Annotated in this window: 13 protein-coding genes; 9 read left to right on the forward strand and 4 right to left on the reverse strand. The window is 59.2% G+C overall.

Going from position 1 to position 22,311, the window contains the following annotated elements; all coding sequences use genetic code 11:
• The first annotated feature begins 147 nt into the window (after window positions 1-147).
• Together BUQ90_RS09445 and BUQ90_RS09450 are read left to right on the forward strand one after the other, a co-directional pair.
• Window positions 148-2,652: a TonB-dependent receptor gene (locus BUQ90_RS09445; RefSeq protein ID WP_084192590.1), complete on the forward strand. Its 2,505-nt coding sequence runs from the start codon at window positions 148-150 to the stop codon at window positions 2,650-2,652.
• 101 nt (window positions 2,653-2,753) lie between these two features.
• On the forward strand, window positions 2,754-4,307 hold the full coding sequence (locus BUQ90_RS09450; protein WP_084192591.1) for an FAD-binding oxidoreductase: 1,554 nt from the start codon (window positions 2,754-2,756) through the stop codon (window positions 4,305-4,307).
• Between the two features lie 3 nt (window positions 4,308-4,310).
• On the opposite strand, the gene BUQ90_RS09455 is transcribed toward BUQ90_RS09450, so the two are convergent.
• The 4 genes from BUQ90_RS09455 to BUQ90_RS09470 form a co-directional block, all read right to left on the reverse strand.
• Complete coding sequence (locus tag BUQ90_RS09455; RefSeq protein WP_074204736.1) at window positions 4,311-5,723, reverse strand: efflux transporter outer membrane subunit; 1,413 nt, start codon at window positions 5,721-5,723, stop codon at window positions 4,311-4,313.
• A gap of 4 nt (window positions 5,724-5,727) precedes the next feature.
• Entirely contained in the window at window positions 5,728-6,909 is a 1,182-nt protein-coding gene (locus tag BUQ90_RS09460; protein ID WP_074204737.1) for an efflux RND transporter periplasmic adaptor subunit, read from the reverse strand.
• Window positions 6,906-10,061 (reverse strand): efflux RND transporter permease subunit, encoded by a 3,156-nt coding sequence (locus BUQ90_RS09465; protein WP_074204738.1) that lies wholly within the window; start codon window positions 10,059-10,061, stop codon window positions 6,906-6,908. Before BUQ90_RS09465 ends, BUQ90_RS09460 begins: the two co-directional genes overlap by 4 nt.
• 123 nt (window positions 10,062-10,184) lie before the next feature.
• The gene (locus tag BUQ90_RS09470; RefSeq protein ID WP_143182776.1) at window positions 10,185-10,826 is read right to left on the reverse strand and encodes a TetR/AcrR family transcriptional regulator; all 642 of its coding nucleotides are present in this window, start codon (window positions 10,824-10,826) and stop codon (window positions 10,185-10,187) included.
• A 135-nt stretch (window positions 10,827-10,961) separates the two neighbouring features.
• Between BUQ90_RS09470 and BUQ90_RS09475 the strand changes: the two genes are divergently transcribed.
• The 7 genes from BUQ90_RS09475 (at window position 10,962) to BUQ90_RS09505 (ending at window position 22,214) form a co-directional block, all read left to right on the forward strand.
• The gene (locus tag BUQ90_RS09475) at window positions 10,962-12,470 is read left to right on the forward strand and encodes an efflux transporter outer membrane subunit (RefSeq protein ID WP_239447377.1); all 1,509 of its coding nucleotides are present in this window, start codon (window positions 10,962-10,964) and stop codon (window positions 12,468-12,470) included.
• Window positions 12,471-13,859 (forward strand): efflux RND transporter periplasmic adaptor subunit, encoded by a 1,389-nt coding sequence (locus BUQ90_RS09480; protein ID WP_074204741.1) that lies wholly within the window; start codon window positions 12,471-12,473, stop codon window positions 13,857-13,859.
• Entirely contained in the window at window positions 13,856-17,074 is a 3,219-nt protein-coding gene (locus tag BUQ90_RS09485) for an efflux RND transporter permease subunit (RefSeq protein ID WP_084192592.1), read from the forward strand. The genes BUQ90_RS09480 and BUQ90_RS09485 overlap by 4 nt, the downstream gene beginning before the upstream one ends.
• 97 nt (window positions 17,075-17,171) lie before the next feature.
• Complete coding sequence (locus tag BUQ90_RS09490; protein ID WP_074204742.1) at window positions 17,172-18,023, forward strand: SDR family NAD(P)-dependent oxidoreductase; 852 nt, start codon at window positions 17,172-17,174, stop codon at window positions 18,021-18,023.
• Between the two features lie 128 nt (window positions 18,024-18,151).
• Entirely contained in the window at window positions 18,152-19,261 is a 1,110-nt protein-coding gene (locus tag BUQ90_RS09495) for an acyl-CoA dehydrogenase family protein (RefSeq protein WP_084192593.1), read from the forward strand.
• Window positions 19,258-20,469, forward strand: coding sequence for an acyl-CoA dehydrogenase family protein (locus BUQ90_RS09500; protein WP_204244760.1), 1,212 nt, complete (start codon window positions 19,258-19,260; stop codon window positions 20,467-20,469). Before BUQ90_RS09495 ends, BUQ90_RS09500 begins: the two co-directional genes overlap by 4 nt.
• Window positions 20,470-20,486: 17 nt before the next feature.
• The gene (locus BUQ90_RS09505; protein ID WP_074204743.1) at window positions 20,487-22,214 is read left to right on the forward strand and encodes an N-acyl-D-amino-acid deacylase family protein; all 1,728 of its coding nucleotides are present in this window, start codon (window positions 20,487-20,489) and stop codon (window positions 22,212-22,214) included.
• The last annotated feature ends 97 nt before the right edge of the window (window positions 22,215-22,311 follow it).

Here is a 22,311-nt window from a genome sequence, read left to right on the forward strand (position 1 = left end):
TTTTGGTATGGTTGTAGAGTAGGTAGTATTGGTTGTTAGCTAAACAGGGGTGCGCCCCACTAGCAAAAGTCATGCTATATTTGTCTGGACAAATCCTCATCATGGGGTGGTGTGTTGGGAAATGATCCAGTGGGAAGGGAGACAATAATGACAAGTCGCAAAACCGGAATCCGCAGCAAGGCCATATTTGGTCTGACTCTGGCCTCACTCGCATGCTTGCCAGCATATGCGCAAGAGGCGCAAGGCGAAGAAGAAGCCCAAGAGGGTGGCCTGAATGTCATCGTGGTGACAGCACAGCGCCGCGAAGAGAGCGTCCAGGACATTCCGATCGCGATCAGCGCATTTTCCGCCGAGGAACTGGAGACGCGCGGGGTTTCCAACGCACTGGAAGTTACACAATTTGTACCCAACCTTGTCGGCCTGAACAATACCGGCCTCGGAACAGCCAACTCCTATTTTCTTCGCGGTGTCGGCAATACCGAGTCGATCGCGACATTCGATCCGCCGATCGGGACCTATGTCGATGACATCTACCTGTCACGACAGAATGCCAACAATCTCTCATTTTTCGATGTGGAACGCCTCGAGGTCCTGCGCGGGCCTCAGGGAACCCTGTTCGGCCGGAACACAACCGGCGGTGCGATCAGCGTGATCCTGAAAGAACCGGGAGATGAGCTGGCTGGATATGTCGAAGCGGGTTACGGAAGCTATGAGCGTTATCTGGCACGCGCTTCCATTGATATTCCGCTTGCCGACAGTTTTGCAATCAAGCTGTCCGGTTATTTCCAGGATGATGAGGGATATGCCCAGAACACCACTACCGGTGAACGGGTCAATGAAAATGACGGCTGGGGTGCGCGGATCGGTTTTCGCGGGGAACTGGCCGACAATGTCCGGTGGACCGGCTCCTACATGCACACTTTTGCCGATGCCGGGAACATATTGAACTTCGACTGTGATCCGGCAAACCCGACCAATTGTGACGGACGCTTCGTAACCACTGGCCTGACAAAGGGCGGGAATTTCAATGGCCTGCTGACTGGGCCGAAAGACAATTTCGGGCTCGGCAATGAAGTTACGCTCGATTTTGTATCATCCAATTTCGAAATCGGTCTGACCGATGACATCACCCTGAACCTGATCACGGGATTTGTCAGCCTGGACCAGAATTTCGCTCTCGACTTTGCAGATGGCCGCGGCTTGCCCAGCACGTCCTCCCCGGTACCCCCGGTGCTCGGATATACGGTCGGCGGGTTCACTATCGCCAATGAAGGGGATCACACCCAGTTCACCCAGGAAATCAAGCTTACTGGCTCGGTGGCAGACGGCCTGATCGATTTTGTCGGCGGCGTGTTCTATTTCGAGGAAGACAATACCACCGACTTCGGTGATATTTTCACATTGCCATTCGCTCCGCCTCCGGCTGGTTTTCCCATCATTCTTGCCGACCGGACGCTGAAAAATTCGGCGGAAGCCTGGGCCGGATATTTGCAGGCAGACCTGAACCTCACCGATCAGTTCAAGATCACGGCCGGTATTCGCTATACCGACGAGGACAAGAGCTTTGATGTGCGGGACAACCGCGCAAGCTGTAACGACGGAACGATCGAAGCCACCTGTGTCGACACGCAAAATCTGGTGGCCACAAACGGCCTGGCTATTCCCACCACTCAGAATGTGGGCATCTGGACTCCAAGATTCGCGGTCAATTTTGAGCCGACGGACGATATCTTGTTGTTCGCTTCCGCAACCCGCGGCTTCAAGTCCGGTGGCTGGAATGCGCGCGGGACTTCCGCGACTGAACTGTTGCCTTTTGGTCCGGAAACCGCATGGAGCTATGAAGCGGGGGTCAAGTCCGAATTCTGGGATCGCCGTGTCCGATTGAATGTAACCGCGTTCCAGCTGGACGTCGGGGGCCTGCAGACGCCTTCTGCTTTCATCCGGACGGACGGATCGCTGGCTTTCATCACCCGGAATTTTGCCGACTACCGCAACCGGGGTCTGGAGATAGAACTGAACACGGCACCGGTCGACGGCCTGAACATCTTCGCATCGATCGGGTACCAGGACGACAATTACCGGATTGATCGCAATGCCCCCGCGCTGGATGCATTTGGTGTCCAGTCAGTCAATGCCCAGCAGGCGGCCTGTCAGGCGCAACTGGCAGCGGGCCAGATTCCCAATGCGTCCGGCACCGATACGGCGGCTTCCTGTGGCGTGGGTATTGTCGCCCCGGATGGCAGCATTGCCGAGCCGGTCCGTACTCCTGACTGGACGGTGGCGATCGGCGGCAGTTACACAGCCGAACTGGGCGGAGGATTGTCTCTCATTCCGTCCGTCAATGCCAACTGGAGGAGCAGCAGTGAAACCGGAACCAGTGAGGTGACATTGTTTGATCAACCGGTCACCGGACTGAGCGGCACGGTTTTCCCGTCCAACACGCTGGGCAATGGCAATGTGATCACCGGATCCTTTTCGGACGACCGGTGGATCGTTAATGCCGGACTGGCTTTGAAGAGTGAGGCCGGATGGTCTATCACCGCCGAGTGCAAGAACTGCTTCGATGAGGAAGCGGTGGAATCAACGCTGGCCAATTACAGCTACCTGAACCCGCCGCGGTCCTTCCTGGTCAAGGCGCGGTTCGATTTCTGACGAAAATCTTTCCGGCAGCATTTTTTAGCGAATGTTGCCGGACGGACCGAATTCAATCTGAGGTGATTTGCCGGGCAGTGGCAGCGCCTGACAGGAGTGCAATGATGGCAACCCGAGTGAACATGACGGCAGCAGACTTTATCGCTGAGGCCGGAGCGGAAACGCTAACGGATACGGACACGCTCGATTTTTTTGGTCATGATGTCTACCAGCGCGGTGCTGATCTGCTGTGCGTGGTACGACCGAAAAATACGGCGGAACTCTCTGCGGCCGTTGCTGCTGCCACGTCCCAGAACATCCCCGTGATCCCGCGCGGTGGCGGCATGAGTTATACCGGGGGCTATACGACGGATCAGCCCGGTGCCGCGTTGTTCGATCTCGGTGCCATGGACCGCATACTCGATATCAACGAGACCGACATGACCGTGACGGTTGAAGCGGGCTGCACCTGGGCAAAACTATACGAGGCGCTGGCACCACGCGGCCTGAGAACGCCGTTCTGGGGCACGCTTTCTGGCCTCAAGGCCTCAATCGGTGGCGGGATGAGCCAGAACTGCCTGTTCTGGGGCACGGGAAGATACGGGACGGCGGCGCAAAGCTGTCTCGCGCTGGAAGTGGTTCTCGCCGATGGAACCGTCCTCAAGACGGGTGAAGGATTTACCCGTCCCTATGGCCCGGATCTCACAGGTATCTTCCTTGCCGACACGGGCGCTCTGGGGATGAAGGCAACCATCACCATGCGGTTGATCCCGGAAGCGGAAGCGCACGGCTATGCCAGCTTCAGTTTTGAAACCCATGAAGAAACACTGGCTGCGCTCGGTGAAATCGAGCGAGCCGGCGTGACGACCGAGTGCTTTGGCTTTGACCCGAGCCTCAACGCCATTCGCATGCAGCGGGACAGCCTCGGCAGCGATGCCAGAGCGCTGGGCAAGATGATGAAGAAGCAGGGATCGGTCTGGGGCGCGCTCAAGGAAGGGGCGAAAGTCGTTGTCGCCGGTCGGGATTTCCTGGACGAGGCGAAATTTTCGCTCCATGTCCTGACCGAAGGCCGGATCCAGGCTGCAGCTGACGATGATCTGGAACGTGCCCGGGCTATTGCTCTGAAGCACGGCGCCACCGAAACGGAAAACACGATTCCGAAGATTATCCGTGCCAACCCGTTCGGCCCGCTCAACGGCATGCTGGGGCCCGATGGCCAGCGCTGGGCACCGGTCCACGGCCTGTTGCCGCATTCCCGCGCCCAGGCCTGTTACGATGCCGTGATTGCCCTGTTTGCCAGCCACAAGGAAGAGATGGACCGGCTGGGTGTGTTCACGGGGACGCTGATTTCGTCGGTCAGCGGTTCGGGGGCGATCATCGAGCCATGTCTGTATTGGCCGGATGCTTCCAATCCCGTTCATGCCGCTTCGATGGACCCTTCGCATTTTGCCAAACTGCCGAAGCTCGACCATGATGAAGCGGCGTGGCAACTGGTGCAGAAGCTCAAGGCGGCGCTTGTTGATCTCTTGCTGGAACATGGAGCCGCCCATCTGCAGATCGGACGCACCTACAAATATCGTGAAAGCCTGGACCCGGCGGCCGATGATTTGCTGCTGTCGATCAAGAAAAAAGTCGACCCCAATAATCTGATGAACCCGGGTTCACTCGGACTCTGAAGATCAGCGCACCGCCACCTGTTGTGCGGAGTCTGCCGGAAACGGCTCGTCACCCAGGGCCAAGTGCAAGTTAACCCGGTTTTCGATCCGCGCACGCCGGGCTTCGATCGCACGGGTTTCCGCAGCGATAGCGGTCGTCTGGGCATTGATCAGATCAAAAATGGTGGAGCGGCCGTTAATGTAGCGGCTGCGGGTCAGACCGACAGCCGCACGGGCGTCTTCTGCGGCCTTGGCGGTGGCGGTAACCTGACGCTCCAGCGTGGCCTCGGCATCGAGCCTGTCCTCGACTTCCTGAAAAGCCCCCAGCACCTGTTCGGCATAGGTAAACAGCGCGGACCGGGCCAATTCTCCCTGGCGTTCGGCTTCGGCCAGCAGCGCGCCGCCACGAAACAGCGGTTGCAACAGGCCAGCGGATATGGCGTCGATATAGGTGCCTGGATCAAACAGATCGCCGAAACTTCCGGACCGGGTGGTGGCATCAAAGCGCAGCGTTAGCTGAGGGAACATCGCATGCCGGGCATCGGTGGCGCGCAAACCGGCGGCATCCACTCTGGCTTCAGCGGCAATCAGGTCGGGGCGGCCGCTCAACACGGCTACGGGCGCAGCCACTCCCGGAAGTGCTGGGGGCTCAATCAGATCCTCGGCCCCGAGCGCTTGTCCGGAAGGATATCGTCCGGTGAGAACTTCCAGTGCTCGAGCCGCGTTTCGTGATGTCCTTATGGCAGCTTCAAGCCGGTCCTCGCTATTGGAAACCGCAACCTGGGCGAGCCGGACATCCAGCCGGGAAGCGAGCCCGGCCCGGAACCGTGCATTGGTGATCCGCAGTGTATCCCTGCGACGATCCAGATCATCTTCGGCCAGAGCGAGAGAAATTCTGGCGGCGCTGCGATCGTACCAGGCCTGGGTCACGGAAGCGGCCAGTGCCTGACGCGCGGCCGCAAATTCCGCTGCCGCCGCTCTGGCATCGGCATTGCCGGCGCGGGCCAGCGCGAGGTTTCGTCCCCAGATATCCGCTTCCCAGCTCGCCGAAAACTCCCCGTCATAGACCGTGGACGCATTTTCGGCATCGGTTGCCGTCGCGGACAGATCTACGCGCGGGAAAAGGTCGGCACGGGAAACGCGCATCGCGGCCCGGGCTGCACGCAACTGGGCCAGAACCGATTGCAGGTTGCGATTCTGCGCGAACGCCTCCCTGATCGCCGCATCCAGTTCCGGATCGGCAAATTCCGCGACCCAGCCGTCGTTGGTAATGCGAGAGCTGTCTGCAGCACCGGTCTGCACGGCAGAAGCGTTCTGCCAGGATGCCCAGCCATCCGGCGCGGCGGGTATGGCGCTCTGGTCGAGCTCCGGTCCGCCACGAATGGCACAGGCGGACAGCAGGACCAGCGCCGCAAGGGGCAGGAGAGACGATCTCATATTATCAACCCGCGTCTTCGCCAGAGGATTTACGAGGTTTGGCCGCCGCCTTTTCCGGTTCTTTTTCTTCGTCTTTCCAGGTGACGGCTTGTCCGTCGCGGAGGCGCTCTCCGCCGCGGACAACAATCATGTCACCCGCCTTGAGCGGACCTGACACGGCCACCCGGTCGCCATCTGGCTCGCCGACTTCCACATCCACCCGCTTGGCGGTTTTGTCTTCCGGATTGACGACATAGATAAAAATGCCGCTGTCACGCAGGACAAGGGCATCCCGGGGAGCGGTCAGGACATCGCGTTCCACTCCGGTCGGCACCGTGATCGAAATCGCGCTGCCCATCTTCATGTTGTGGCTGCCCATCGGCGCGCGCACCTCGACGGTGCGGCTGACTTCATCGCCGGTTTCGATAACCGTTCGCACCCGGGAAGACCGGCGCTGGCCATTGGCAACGATCGTTACTTCCTGGCCAGGTGATAGCGATCCGGCCACGGCGATCGGGACGCGGACCCGCGCTTCCGAACCCTGGCGACCGACGATGCGGGCGATTTCGCGGCCCGGCGTGGCATATTCACCCACCTCGATCCGCCGCTCGACCATCTGTCCGTCAAATGGCGCGCGGATACGTGTCCGGGACAGGTCAAAATTGGCGGTGTTGAGGGCCACGCGCGCTGCGGCGAGACGGGCTTTGGTCTGATCTCGCGAAGAAATGGCTTCGTCGAGGGAGGCTTCCGATTCCGCTTCTTCTTCCAGCAGTTGCTGCAACCTTTCAACGAGCCGATTCTGATAGTCCAGATCGGCTTTTAACCGGGCGATTTCGGTCGCCGCCTGATCCCGGGCCAGAGTTGCTGCGCGACTGTCGATCACCGCAATGACGGTGCCGCGGCGAACCCGCGCACCGATATTCAGGGTCGATTGGATGCGCCCGGACACCTCGGCGGCCACAACCGAGTCCCGGTCGGCAACAATATCTCCCGGGGCTGTGAAATTGGGCGTGATGGCAGATCTTTCGACCTTGGCCAGACTGACAATCGCTGGCGGCGGTCCTCCCGCACCGGGGCCGCCTTGTTGTCCTTCGGCGGGATCATTCGCGAAGAACAGGAACCAGGCTGCGGCGGCAATGGCGAGTGTGCCACCAATCAGGATCCAGCGCAGGTTCTGCTTGACCATGTCGGGGAGGGCAATGTTCATTCGGCAGGCTCCAGTGCAGGTCCGGATCCAAAATCCGGTCCGCTTCTTTGGGGTTTGGGGCTTTTGTTGGGCTTGTCTTGCGGATCCCGTGGTTCATCAGGCTGACTGGGCAGGTCCTTCCGTGCGGAACCCAGCTGAATGAGCGCGGGCAGCAGAACCAGGGTGAAGATCGTGGACACCAGCACCCCGCCGACAATGATCACGGCCAGTCCGCGATAGATCGCGCTGCCGGGACCGGGAACCAAAGCCAAGGGCAACATGCCCATGACCGAGGTTCCGGTCGTCATCAGGATCGGTCGGAGCCGGAGGCGGAGGGCGGCCTTGGCCGCATCGGCCCGGGACAGACCGTCGGCTTCGCTTTCCCGCGCCTGCGCCATCAGCAGGATCGCATTGTTAACGACGATACCCAGCAGAATGACGAAACCGATCATTCCCAGCAGATCCAGCGGCGTGGGTTTGAACAGATTGAGGATCTGTATGGCAATCACACCGCCGACGGTGGCGAGGGGCAGGGCGATGATCACCAGCGCGGCATCACGGGCCGAGCGGAAGACCGAGGCCATGATCACGAACAGCAAAGCCCCCGCCAGAATGAAATTCGTGCTGAGCGACTTGACCGCCTTGAGCAAGGCATTGGCATCGCCGCCATAACGGAGCGTATCCCCGGCCTGTAGCGCCGCCTGGATTTGCGGTTCAGCGGTTTCCTGGATTTTCTCCAGTGCTTCGCCCAGTGCGACACCCGGCGGCGGGCTGATATTGAGCGTGAGAGTTTTGCGCCCGTCAACATGCCGTATCTGCGTCGGTCCAACGCCGCGTAGCACTGTCGCCACTTCACCCATGGGCACAGTGCCGCCATTGGGTGTGACCAGCGGGGCACTCTCAATCGCTTCGGGTCCCGCAGCTTCCGCCCCACGCAGGATCACACGCATGCGTTCGCCTTCGGAAACATATTCTCCGAGATACAGGCCATCGCCGAATGCCCTTACCGCCCGTCCGACCTGGTCGCGGGTGAGGCCCAGTTCGGCGATACGGCGATCATTGGGGGTCAGGCGCAGTTCCGGGACGACCACATTGGGATCGGGATTGGGCCGGACCATCGCGCCTGGAATCGCAGCCTGTACGGCATCAACCGCAATCAGCGCTGTCTCTCGCAGCACTTCGTCATCTTCCGACTGGAGATAAAGTTCAATCGACCCGTTGCCTCCGAAATTGCCAAACAGGCTGCCTTGCTGGGCAAAGGCCTGCACATCTGGAAAGCCCGCGAGAATTTCATTGTTCACGATACCGGTCATTTCCTCGATCCGCGACTGATCCTTGATCCGGATGCCGGTATTCAGACCCCAGGGATTGACGAACAGATAATAGTTCAGCAGCTCGGGCTGTTTCTCGCCGGTCAGGTAAGGATCGAGACGCTGTACCACCTCTTCGGCGATTTCGGCGCGGGCTGATTCCAGCGTAGCACCGGACGGCAGGCCCACCCAGGCGTCGACGGCATCGCGCTTGACGTCCGGCAAATAGTCCGTTTGTGGCCATAACAGCCAGGAAAGAGCGAGGGGTGCCAGAATAAGCGAAGGGATCCAGATCTTGCGCTTTTTGCTGGTGTCGATCAGACCATAGATGCGATCGGCATAGCCGTTCCATCGCGTCTCATTATCGTCCATGTCCAGCGTTCCGGCATAGTGACGCGCCGCAGCGGGCAGAACGGTGACGGCCACGATCAGGCTGGCCACGACCGAAATGGCAATGGTCAGCGCCAGATCAGCGAACAGCTGCCCCTCGACATCCTCGATGAACATGATCGGGATGAAAATGGCGACCGTTGTGGCGGTGGAGGCAAATAGCGCGGGCCAGACCTGAGTCACCGACTCGATCGCGGCTTCACCGGCTGTCCGGCCCTGTTTGCGCAGGCGGACGAAATTCTCCATCACCACAATCGCGGCATCGAGAACCATGCCGGTCGCGAAGGCCAGACCGGCGAGCGAAATGACGTTGATGGTGCGTCCGGTCATGCCGATCACCGCCAGCGTGGCCAGCAGGCAGACCGGGACCGTGGCCGCAATGATTAGCGTGGCGCGCCATTTGCGGACAAACATCCACAGCAGACCAATGGCGAGAAAAGTTCCCAGCAACAGATTGCCGCCGAGGAATGAAAGCGCGCGCTTGATGAAGACAGACGGATCGAAGCTCTTTTCGATTTTTGCGCCGACTTTTTGCAGTTCATTTTCGTTGAAATCTTCAACCTCGGCCAGCACGCCATCAATGGCATCCAGGGTGTTGCTTCCCGGTTGCCGGATCACACGCATGCCAATCGCGGGATTGCCGTTTTGATAGGTGACGCCAAAAGCCTTGTCCGGTCCGACATTGATATCGGCAACATCTCGCATGCGAATGACCGTATTGCCGCGCTGGGCAACGGTCAGATCGCCAATCTGGTCGGCGGTGAAATTCCCTTCAAAGCGCAAGGCATAGCCGCGCCGTCCGACATCAACCGTGCCGCCGCCAACATCCTGAAACCGGCCGACCGCTCGCGCCAGTTCCTCGATCGTCAGGTTGAGCTGCGCAATCCGCCACGGATCAAATTTTATCCGCAAAATCCGTTCGCCAGTCGGGGCTTCAAGACTGACGCCCTGAACACCTTCGACAGATTCAATGCGCGGTATCAGCGTGTCACGTGACAGGCGGGCCAGCGCCTCGGCATCCATATTGCTGTCGGGCAGTGCCTGCAAAAACAGGTAGATCAGGGATTCGCCCTGATCACCATTGGCGCCGCCCACGGACGGGCGGTCGGCATCGAGCGGCCAGTTGCGCACGCGCTGGACACGACTGGACACTTCCGCGAAGGCCTTGTCCATATTGGTGCCGAGCGCAAATTCGAGATTGAGCCAGACCCCGCCATTGTTCGACCAGGACTGGACAGAAGTCAGTCCCGGCAAACCGCGCAGCTCCTGCTCGATCGGAATGGTGATCTCGGACTCGATTTCCTTGGGGCTTGCAGCGCGCCAGCCAGCCTGCACCGTCAAGCTGGGGCGTTCGATATTCGGGAACAGCTGAATCGGCGTGCTGAAGGCCGAAACCAGTCCGATCAGGGCAATCAGGGCCAGACCTGCCGCAATGGCAGCCGGATATTTCAATGCAATCTTTGTCAAACCCATCGCACCCCTCCTCACAACCTCGGAGGTCGGGCTATCGTATCAATCGAAACTTATTCAGGCGATTTCGACAAAGATCAGGTGGAGTTCGATTAACGGCATGTCTGTGCGATGAACCGTTGCAGGTCAGCTCTGATGGATCAGCAACCAGGCATCAACCGCGCGTTCAGCACGTTTTTGGCGGTCTTCTGGGGACAGGCAAACCGTATGGCCATAGCGCAGAAACAGGTCGAGCCGGCCCATGACGAGACCGGCGAACATCTCGGCCGAGGCGAGGGGATCGTCACTTTTGATTTCACCCTTTTCAATTGCCAGATTCAATAACTGGGTCAGGGCGGCCAGAAGGGTGCGGGGCCCGTTGTCGAGGAAATATTCGCCGATCTTTGGATCCCGGCTGACTTCTGCCGCCAGCACCCGCTCAAAGCGCACCATTTCTTCGCGTAAGAGGAAATCGAGCATTCCGCGTGCAGCGTGCAGGAGGATGTCCCGCAAGCTGCGGTCTTCCAGGTCATCGACAACAAAGTTTCGTCGCATGACGTCGCATTCCTTGCGGACAACCTGGGCAAACAGATTTTCCTTGTCCTTGAACCAGTTATAGACAGTAACTTTGGAAACTTCCGCGCGCGCGGCAATGGCTTCGATGGTCGATGCAGAAAAGCCGTTTGCGAAAAATTCTGCGCGCGCGGCGATCAGGATTTCCTCGATTTTCCGCTGACTGTCCCGCCGGTTTGAGCGGGTCTGCGGTTGTGCCATGTCTGTTGCGGTCAATTGTCTACCCCTTCAATCATTGTGTAATAACAAAATGAACGCGAACGTTCAAATAAAACGTTGACGTTCATTTTTGTCGATGGCATTTTGCTTGCGTCTGGTATGGTCCAGACCGATTCATTCGCGGATGACACAGTGACTGACCGGTTCCATCTCCCCCTGATGGCAATTCTACCTGCGCTTCTCGCGACCAGCGGGTGCATCAGCATGGCACCCGATTCTGCCGGACCCGGTATTGCGGCGGAAGTGCCCGCGAGTTTTCCGGGAGCAGATCAGGCCGGAGTATATGATCCCGCGGGGTGGTGGACCGCTTTTGAAGATCCGGTATTGAACCGCCTGCTCAACGAAGCTCTTGATCGCAACCTCGACATTGCAGAAGCCCGCGCTCGCCTTCAGGCGGCCGAAGCCCAGGCGCGAATATCCAAAAGCGGCCTGTTTCCCCAGTTGAATGCCAGCCTCGGCAGCAGCTATTCCGACTCGCCGCTGGCCGGCACCGGATTTGGCGCTGGCGGTAATGTTGGAACGCAGCGGCTGGAGGTCGAGACCTACACGTCCGGTCTGGCCTTTTCCTATGAACTGGATCTGTGGGGCAAGTTGCGCAACGAGGCGCGGGCAGGGCGAGCAGATGCCTTTGCGGCTGCGGCCGATCTGCAAGCGGCCCGTCTTGCGGTACTCGCCGAAACGATCACCAGCTATTTCGATCTTGTGGACGCACGGCACCAGATAGTGCTGACGACCCGAATCATCGACGTGCTTGGCGATCGGGTGGAGCAAACCGAGAATCGGTATCAGCGCGGTCTGGTCTCGTCGTTTGAACTCTATCAGGTGCGACAGGATTTCCGGAATATCCAGGCAAGCCTACCCCAGCGCGAGAGTCAGCTGGCTGCGATCGAGGGGCAACTGGCCGTGCTTGTCGGGCGCTATTCCAACAATATGGATGAACTGCTCAGAGCGGGTCTGGCGCCGAAGCTGATTTTCACGGATATTCCGGCTGGCCTGCCGATTGATCTCCTGGCGCAGCGACCGGATGTTCGAGCAGCGGGTCAGCGCATGGAAGCCGCGCGGTTTACAGTTGGCGCTCGCAAGGCGGACCAGTTTCCGGCACTCAGTCTGTCGGCTTCCACCGGCACGCAATCCGGCACACCATCCGGCGTCTTCGATGTGATGGACAAATGGGTGCTGAGTCTGGGTGCCAACCTGACGGCACCGCTATTTCAGGGAGGACGTATCCGTGCCGGTATCGCGGTTGCCGATGCCCAATATGCCCAGCAAACAGCAGTTTACGCCAGATCGGTTCTCAATGCCTATCAGGAAGTCGGGACAGCGATCGAGCGCTATGAAGAGGAACGGCAACGCTATCGCTTCCTGTTTTCTCAGCTGGGTGAGGCAAAAGCCGCAGCAGATCTGCAATCCCGGAGATTTGGCACTGGCGTGGGCAATTATGTCGACTATCTCGATGCCTTGCGCGCGCAATATCAGGTGCAGTCCCAGCTGTCTTCCGCAGGCCGGGATGTTGCTCTGGCCCGTCTGGCTGTACATCGGGCGCTGGGAGGAAGCTGGGATCAGCCCGCACCGGAAAGCCGCGAGACTATTGGTGATAAAAGCTCCGGAACCCCTGATCCGGCAAGTCGAGGAGACGAGTAAGTGTATCGACAAAGGGTTATCGGCGGGCTCATACTGCTTGGCGCCATTCTCATCGCCGCACTGCTGTATCTGTTCCGGTCTACACCGGAAGGAAAACCGCCAGAGGAACTGGTGCCGCTGGTTCAGGTGGCGCCCATCGAAATTCGCTCCGGTAATTTGATGGTCAGCGGATCGGGGACCGTTCGGGCCCGGGATGAAGTCACGCTCGCCGCCGAAGTCGCCGGCAAACTGGTCTATGTGAACCCGCGACTGCGTGAGGGACAGAGCGTGGCCAAGGGAACAGTGCTGTTCCGGATTGATGACTCTGACTATCGCAACGCGGTCCAGACCGCACAGGCGGATGTCGCTTCGCAAAATGTCGCGCTGCTGCAGGCTCAGGAAGAGGTGACGCTCGCGAAAGAAGAGCTCGCCAGATTTGCGGAACGATCCGCAGACAGCACGGCCTATGCCGGTGTGGATGACAATGATTTTGCTGCCCGGATATTGCCACCTGCAGAGCTGGCAGGCGGTCCGGAGACAGGCCAGACCAGGCCCCAAACACCCAATGGTCTCGCAACCCGGGAGCCCCAGCTGCAATCCGCAAGAGCCGGCCTGCGCCGGGCCCGGGCACAACTTTCCAACGCCCAGATTGCGTTGCAGCGAACCACCGTCCGCGCCCCTTTTTCCGGCGTGGTCCGCTCGGAGAATATCGCAGTGGGCAGCTATGTCGCCCCCGGTCAGTCTCTCGGCCAGATGGTTGGCACGTCCCAGCTGGAAGCATCGATTCCACTGTCTGAAAAAGACGCCGCGCTGATACCGGCGCTCTGGCGCCAGGGTGGTGGCGCACCGATCGAAGCGTCGGTTTTCAGCACATATGGCGGGACACGTTACCGCTGGCAGGCCTTTGTTGATCGCGCCAGCAGCGTGCTGAATCCGCAAACCCGGACGATCGATGTTTTCCTGAGGGTTCCCAATCCCCTGCGCGGAGGTGCGCCTGCGGCGGATCAGAAAGACGGCGAACCCGAAACCACCGCTGCTTCTGCGCCACCATTGTTCGTCGGGACCTTTGTCGAAGCGGAAATTACTGGCAAGGCGCTGGACGCCTATGCCGTGTTGCCGCTCTCTGCCTTGCGGCCGGGGAACAAGGTCTGGCTGGTCCGCGACGGCAAATTGCGCATTGTCGATGTCGATCTGCTTCAGCGTACGGACAGCCAGGTACTGGTGAGCACCCGCGGACTGGGATCCAGCCCGATCGCGGTTGTCGGTGCTCTCAAGGCCGCAACCGATGGCCAAAAAGTGCGGATTGCCGATGCCCGGAAACCTTCAGCAAAGCAGGGTCCGGACAAAGCGGAGCCTAAACCGTCAGCCGCCGGGAATGCGAGCGGCAAGAAGGCCAGCACAACCCCATGACGGCAAAGCCCGAACAACCCAGCAAGGCAGTGCTCGAGCAAAAGGGCATGGTGGCGTTCATGGCGCGCAATGGCGTGGCAGCGAATCTGCTGATGCTGTTTTTTCTGGTTGCGGGCATCGCTTCCTATCGCACGATCGTGCAGGAAGTCTTTTCCGAGAACAGTCTCGACACCGTCAGTGTTTCCGTTGCCTATCCGGGGGCTACGCCTGATGAAGTCGAAGAATCGATCATCCAGAAAGTGGAAGAGGCTGTTCAGGCGGTCGATGGCGTCAAGAAAATCACGGCAACCGCATCCGAAGGCTCGGGGTCGGTTTCGATCGAGATGGAGCTCGGAACGGATATCGATCGGGCGCTCGATGATGTCAAAGCCGAGATCGACCAGATCCAGACATTCCCGGTCGAGGCCGAAGAGCCGGACGTCCGGGAACTGACAACGCGGCAGAGTGTTGTCCGTATCGCGATTTTCGGGGATGTTTCCGAAGAAGCGCTCAAGGAAGTGGCCTATGGCCTCGAAGATTCCCTGGCCGCGCTGGATGCAGTGTCGTTCGTAGATACCAGCTCGATACGTGACTATGAACTGTCGATCGAGGTTCCCCAGAACACCCTGCAGGCTCTGGGACTTTCGCTCAACGACGTGTCGCGTACAGTGGCCGCCAGCAGCCTCGACAGCCCGGCAGGTTCGATCGACACGTCAACCGAAGAGGTCCGGGTCCGGACCATCGGGCAAAATTACAACCAGCAGAATTTCGAGGATATTGTTCTGGTCAGCAATCAGGATGGGACACTGATCCGGCTGGGGCAGGTTGCAAATATCCGCGACGGATTTGAAGATGCGGACCTGATCTCGCTGTACAATGGCAAGCCCGTGGCCTTTGTCGAGGTGTTCCGGACCAGCGACGAGCGTGTGCTTGATGTGGCGCAGGCCGTGCGCGACTATCTCGAGCAGGATTTTGCGGCAACGCTGCCCGAGGGCATTTCCTATGCTATCTGGACCGACGATTCCGAATTGCTCGATGACCGGCTCAGCCTGCTCCTGAAAAATGCCGCCATTGGTCTGTTCCTCGTCCTGCTGTCGCTCACCCTGTTTCTCGATATCCGGCTGGCAGCATGGACTGCGGTCGGGATTGGCGTCACCTTTATCGGGGCGATCTATTTGCTGGATCTGGCCGGTTCGAGCATCAACATGTTCTCGCTTTTCGGGTTCATTCTCGCGCTCGGTCTGGTGGTCGATGACGCGATTGTGGTTGGCGAGAATATCTATGCCCAGCGGGAAGGCGGGCGTACTGGCCTCGGGGCAGCGGTTTTTGGTGCCCGGCGGGTGACGGTGCCAGTCATTTTTGCGGTTTTGACAACAATCGCGGCTTTTTCGCCGCTGCTTGCGGTAGGTGGAGTCATCGGCAAGCTGATTGCGGACATTCCCCTCGTTGTCGTTTGTGTTCTGGCGTTATCGCTGATCGAATGCCTGCTGATCCTGCCCAACCATCTCAGCCATCTTCCGCCACCCGGCACCCCGACGCGCAATCCGGTCACCCGTTTTTTCGAGCGTGTGCAGAAGAAAGTGGACAGCTATTTTCAAGCCTTTTTGAACGGACCGCTCGACCGGGCGCTGAACTTTTCGCTCCGCATGCCCTTCGTGATTGTGGCCTCCGCCGTGGCACTGCTGATACTCTTCGCATCATTCATACCTGCAGGTATTATCAAGGTCGGTTTTTTCCCCTCGGTCGAAGCAGATGTGGTGACGGCCAATCTGGAAATGCCCGCAGGAACAACGATCGATGACACCGCCCGGATTGCCGAGCTGATCGAGGCGGGAGGCCGTGAGGCACTAAAACAGTTCGAAGCCGAACAGCCGGAGGGTGAAGAATCTCCCCTGCGCGGAATATCCACGGTCATTGGCCGCACTGCGATAGACGGTGGTCCGCAACAGACCGGTGGACGGTTGTCATCGAGCGTGGCCAATATCCAGTTCAGTTTCCAGCCGGGAGACGACCGGGATCTGGCGGCCAAGGATTTCGAAAATCTGTGGCGCGATACAGTGGGTCCGTTGCCCGAAGTGCGATCGCTGGTCTTTGCATCCGAACTGGTCTCGGTCGGGGCACCGGTCAATGTGCAGCTATCCGACCCGGACCCGGCGGTTGTGGCCGAAGCAGAAGACAAGCTGATCGAGGAACTGAGCCGGTTCAACGGCATATTTGATTTTCAGTCTGATCAGGATTCCGGGCTGCAGGAGATCAAGCTGGAGCTGAAACCGGAAGCCCGGACCTTGGGCGTGACACTGCAAGATGTCGCGTTGCAGGTTCGTGCTGCCTTTTTTGGCAGTGAAGCCTTGCGGGTCCAGCGCGGGCGCGAGGATGTCCGGGTCTATATCCGGCTGCCGGAAGAAGAACGCAATTCGATTTCCGACGTCGAACGGTTCCGGGTCCGCGTACCCGGCGGCGAAGTGGCCCTCTCGGCGCTGGCCGATGTGTCCTTCGGAACAGCGCCTTCGGTCATCAGGCGGACGGACGGGCGCCGGGTGACCACGATTACCGCGGATATTAATGACGAGGTCATTACCGGCCAGGAAATCGCCAATACACTTCGCGACGATATCATGCCGCGCCTGCAGGCGGACTATCCGCAATTGCAATATACTTTCGGTGGCGAGCAGGAAGAGCAGGCGGAGACTTTCGGAGAACTCGGCATTGCCTTTCTGTTTGCGATGATGGCCATTTACGCGTTGCTGGCCATTCCATTCCGTTCCTATGTCCAGCCGCTGATCATCATGGCGGTCATTCCGTTCGGTATCATCGGCGCGCTGATCGGGCACATGATTCTGGGATTGCAGCTGGTCGTACTCAGTATTTTCGGCATCATTGCGCTGTCCGGCGTGATTGTGAACGGCTCGCTGGTGATGATCGACTTTATCAACGAAAATCTGCGCAACGGGATGCCGATCGAGGAAGCGATTATTACCGGCGCGAAATCCCGGTTCCGTCCGATCATGCTGACATCCCTGACCACATTTCTGGGTGTGGCCCCGATCACGTTCGAGACGAGTTTGCAGGCGCAGTTCCTCATCCCGATGTCCGCCAGCCTAGGATTTGGGGTGCTGTTTGGGGCTTTCATCCTGCAACTGCTCATCCCGGCGCTGGCACTGCTTGAGCACCGCGGGAAACAACGTCTGAATGCGTGGATCGATTCGCTCAGGGATCCGGAACCGGAAGCCGGTTGATTTCATGGTCCGCCGCATTTTGCAGTTGCCCTGTGACCAGCGTTGCTTCAGTTGATCGACCAGACCAATTCGTGCCACTCATAACAAGGAAACATCCATGACCGAACTGACCGGAAAAACCGCATTCATCACAGGCGGTGCCTCCGGGCTCGGCTTTGCCATGGCGAAAAGCATGGGCGCGCGAGGCGCGAAGCTGATGCTGGCGGATATTGACGGCGCGAAGCTCGAGGCCGCCGGTTCACAGCTAAAGACGGAAGGTTTTGAGGTGGCAACATGCGTTTGTGATGTGGCCAGCGCGCAGTCAGTCAAGGCCGCAGCTGACGCCACCATCGACGCATTTGGCGCCGTACACATTGTAGTCAACAACGCGGGGGTCGCGCTGGGCGGACAGGCCGGGGAAACCGCGCTTGCAGACTGGAAGTGGATTGTCGATATCAACCTGATGGGCGTGGTGCATGGTGTCGAGACCTTCCTGCCGCTGATCCGTGAGAGCGGGAAGGGTGGTCATATCATCAATGTGGCTTCGATGGCCGGTCTGGCAGCATCGGCAGCCATGGCACCATATCACGCCACCAAATTTGCCGTGGTCGGCTATTCCGAGAGCCTGCAACAGGAGATGGTTGACAGCAATATCGGGGTCAGCGTGCTTTGCCCTGCCTGGGTCAGCACAGACATCCACAAAAGCAGCCTCGACCGCCCCGGACAGACCGAGAGTCGGGAAGAAGCAATGGCTGATCCCGCTTTTCAGCAGATCAAAGCCGTCGTCGAGAGCGGCATCAGCGCGGATCTTGTCGGGGCCTATGTCGCAGACTGTGTGGAAGCCAACCGCTTCTATATTTTTACCCATCCCGAGATGGAGCAATTTCTCGACATGCGGCACCAGATGATCAAGAAAGACTATGCTGCCTGTGCATCCGATCCGCGATTTGCCGCCAAGCCAGCCGCTTGATCCCGAACCGGCATGGCAGGAGGCCTCTTTATTGACAGGTTTTTCTCCACCGAAATGCGGTAAAACAGCAGGGCAATAACCGGACCGGAATCGAAGGATTCGTTCGAACAAAGACGACGGAGAGAAGAGTGTCGACCATATCGACCGAAGAACAGACCGCGATGTGCGAAAGTTTTGCGCGATTGCTCGCGGAGAAGAGCGGCGAGGCACAGGTTCGCGATGCGATGGAGACTGAGCTCGGTTATGATGCCGCGCTGTGGACTTCCATGGCGGACATGGGGCTACTCGGTGTGCTCGTCGATCCGGCCCATGGTGGTATTGGCGGCGGGGCTGTTTTGCTCGAAGCCTTACTCGAAGAGGCGGGCAAGCACTTGTTATGCAGTCCTTTTATCTCGACATCCGTAATCGCTGCGAATCTCGTTGCTGCATCGGATGATGACTGTCTCAAGGAAGAAATTCTCGGCGCCATTTGCACTGGCGAGATGATATTTGCCGTAGCCGCCACCGGAGACAAAGGCCTGTGGACGACAGAGGATATTGACCTGCGGGCCGAAACGGTTGGCGATGACTGGGTTGTCGACGGTAGCGCTTCTTTTGTTCTGCATGCGAAGGGTGCGCATCAGTTTCTGCTGCTGGCGCAAACAACAGACGGCCTCCGCGCACTGGTTGCTGACGCGGAACAGGATGGCATGGCACTGGACCCGATGCAGGCCAATGATCCGGCCCTGAGATTGTCCAGGCTTCAGTGTTCCGGAGTGAATGCCCGGCTGCTCACCGGCGTAGACGAAGCCGATATTGACTCTGCCCTGAACCTCGCCCGCATTGCCCAGGCGGCCGAACATGCGGGCGGTGTGAAACGCATTTTTGATATCACCATCGAATATCTGCAAACCCGGCACCAGTTCGGGCGTCAGATCGGCAGCTACCAGTCCCTCAAGCACATGGCGGCAGACATGCTCGTCGAGGTGGAATCTGCGGCCTCCGCTGCGCGCCATGCCGCCCGTGCCTGGGATGCGGGAGCGGATGACACACAAACACTGGTCAGTCTGGCGGCCTTCGCGGGTGCAGATGCCTATCGGGATGTAACGGCGCAGGCGATCCAGCTGCATGGCGGAATTGCCTATACCTGGGAACATCCCGCACATCTGTTCTGGCGCCGCGCGCGCACCGGACTGTGGCTGTTTGGATCTTCGGACCAGCACCGGGAAACCTATCTCGCCTCACTGGAGAACGCATGATGGCACTGGAAAAACCTGACTCCGATGAGCAACTCGCAGCCGACGTCAACGCCTGGCTCGATGCGAACTGGGATGATGCCCGTCGCTGCGAGAAGGGCGCGGATAAGCTGGATGTCAGATCCTGGCTGACCAAACTTCTGGAGTCCGGCTATGCAGTGCCGACCTGGTCACCGGAATGGTTTGGCCTGGGGCTGGGATCGAAACAAGGCCGGATCATCGATCGCATCCTGAAGGCACGTAACGTGATCGGTCGCTCGCAGGATCGCTATAATCTGGGCGCCGTTACGGTCTACCGGCTGGGTAGTCCGGAGCTGAAACAGGAGTTGCTGCGCGACATGCTGACCGGCAGTTTCAGCTGTCTGCTTTACTCGGAACCCAATGCCGGGTCGGACCTGGCCGGAGTACGGACCAAGGCCGAGTGGCAAGCGGGGCCTGATGGCGGGGAATATGTCATCACCGGACAGAAGGTCTGGACATCCAACGCCACCGAAGCCACCTACGGAATGCTGCTGGCACGCAGTGACTGGGATGTGCCAAAGCATTCCGGCATCACCTTTTTCATCTTCCCGATGAAGCAGCCGGGTGTGGAAATCCGGCCGATCAACCAGATAACCGGTGAATCGGAATTCAACGAGATATTCATTTCCGAAGCCCGGGTCCCGGCGCGCTATATCGTGGGCGAACGCAATGGCGGCTGGAAAGTGTTACAGACGGCGCTTGCCTATGAACGGTTGATCATGGGGGAAGGGGCAACCGAACGACAGGGCAAGGAAAAGGGGGCCGAACCGCCACTGATTCAGCTCGCCCGAAAACATGGCAAGCTGCAGGATCCCGTCCTGCGGCAGAAAATGGCGCAGGCCATAGCCTACCGACAATTGAATGCGCTCAATATGCAGCGCGCCAAGGCGGAAATTCTGGCCAATGGGTCATCATCGCTGATGTCGCTGGGCAAACTCGCCATGTCGCGGATTCAGCATGGTGAAGCGCGCGTAGCGGCGGATATACTCGGTGCCGCCAGTCTGCTCCATGGCAAGGACCATCCGGATTCCGCCGACATGAATTTTGACTCAGCAAAAGCCTATATGAACAGCATCGGCGGCGGCAGCGACCAGATCCAGCGCAACATCATTTCGGAGCGTGTGCTGGGATTGCCGCGCGAATTCGAGGTCGATCGCAACATGCCGTTCCGGGATGTGAAATCGGGTTAAACAAACGGAGAAATGACATGGCGCAGAATTATGATCTGATCATCCGCGGGGGCCTGGTGGTGGATGGGACCGGCAGTGCGCCCGTTCAACAGGATATTGCCGTCCGCGACGGCCGGATTGTGGCCATTGGAAACATTACGGAAAGCGGGGCCGAGGAAATCGATGCCACCGATCGCATTGTTACCCCGGGCTTTGTCGATGTGCATACCCATTATGACGGGCAGGCCGTCTGGTCGGAAGAAATGGCGCCCTCATCCTCGCATGGCGTGACCACCGCCGTGATGGGCAATTGCGGTGTCGGTTTCGCGCCCTGTCGCCAGGAAGATCACGACATGCTGATTAACGTCATGGAGGGCGTGGAGGATATACCCGGCGTCGTCATGGCGGAAGGGCTGCCATGGAACTGGGAGACTTTTCCCGAATATCTGGACGTCGTGGACAAGGGCCAGCGCGATATTGATGTGGCTGTCTATCTGCCACATTCCCCGCTCCGTGTGTATGCCATGGGCGAGCGCGGAGCCAATCGCGAGCCAGCGACGGCAGAGGACCTGGAACGCATGCGGAACCTGTCACGCGAAGCGATTGAGGCGGGCGCAATTGGCTTCGCGACGTCCCGGCTGAGCATCCACAAGACGGCAGATGGCGGAAGCATCCCGACATTTCAGACCGATGTTGATGAATTGACGGCCATCTGTGGCGGCATGGCCGATGCCGGAGCAGGCACGTTTCAGATCGTACTGGACGCCTTTGTCGGATTTGACCGCGAATATCCGGTGATTGAAGCCGTTGTCTCGGAAACGGGTCGTCCGGTGACATTCACCCTGGCCAGCGGCAATGACGCACCGCCGCGCTGGCGCAAGGTTTTGACCATGATGGAAGAAACCAATGCGGCCAATGACGGGGATGCCAGGGTTACCGGTCAGGTCATGCCCCGGCCGATCGGGATTATCGAAGGGCTGGAGCTGTCCGTTCATCCGTTCATCATGTGTCCCAGCTGGCAAAAAATCGCCGACCTGCCGCTGGACGAGAAAGTCGCCGCGATGCGCGATCCGGAACTGCGGCAGGCGCTGATCACGGAGGAACCGGATCCGGGGCATCCGTTCAATGAACTCGGCCGCAACTGGCGCTGGCTCTATCCGCTGGACGATCCGCCCGACTATGCGCCGCCGGCTGACCAAAGTCTGGAAGCTCTGGCTGCCGCGCGCGGATGTACGCCGCAAGACATTGCCTATGACCGTTTCCTGGAAACGGAGGGCAAGGGACTGCTGCTGGGCGCGCTGGGAAATTACGAGAATAACAGCCTCGATTCGGTCCATGAGATGCTCAGTCATCCGCATTGTATCCCCGCTCTGGGTGACGGCGGGGCGCATTATGGTGCGATTTGCGATGCCAGCTTTTCCACCTTTCTGCTGACCCATTGGGTCAAGGGAAACCAGCCGAAACAGTTTGATCTGCCCGGTGCCATTCACATGCTGACCCAGAAGCCGGCCCGAACTGTCGGGCTGCACGACCGGGGTGTCCTGAAGGTCGGGGCGAAGGCGGATATCAATGTCATCAACCTGGATGCCCTGCGCCTGCACTTGCCGGAAATTGTCCATGACCTTCCGGCCGGCGGCCGGCGACTGCATCAGCGGGCGACCGGCTATGATGCAACCATCGTTTCCGGCGAGATCATCCGGCGTTTCGACGATGCCACGGGTGCGCGGCCAGGCAAGCTGGTTCGCGGCGTGCAGCAGGCCGCCTGAATTCCAGACCTGACCCGGTTCGACGGGTTTGCATGCGCTGGTCAGCCGAGTGCAATCGAAGGTGCGGGAAATCTGCTGCCAATTTGCTCCAGATCAA

This window comes from Parasphingorhabdus marina DSM 22363 (genome assembly GCF_900128895.1).
GTDB lineage: Bacteria > Pseudomonadota > Alphaproteobacteria > Sphingomonadales > Sphingomonadaceae > Parasphingorhabdus > Parasphingorhabdus marina.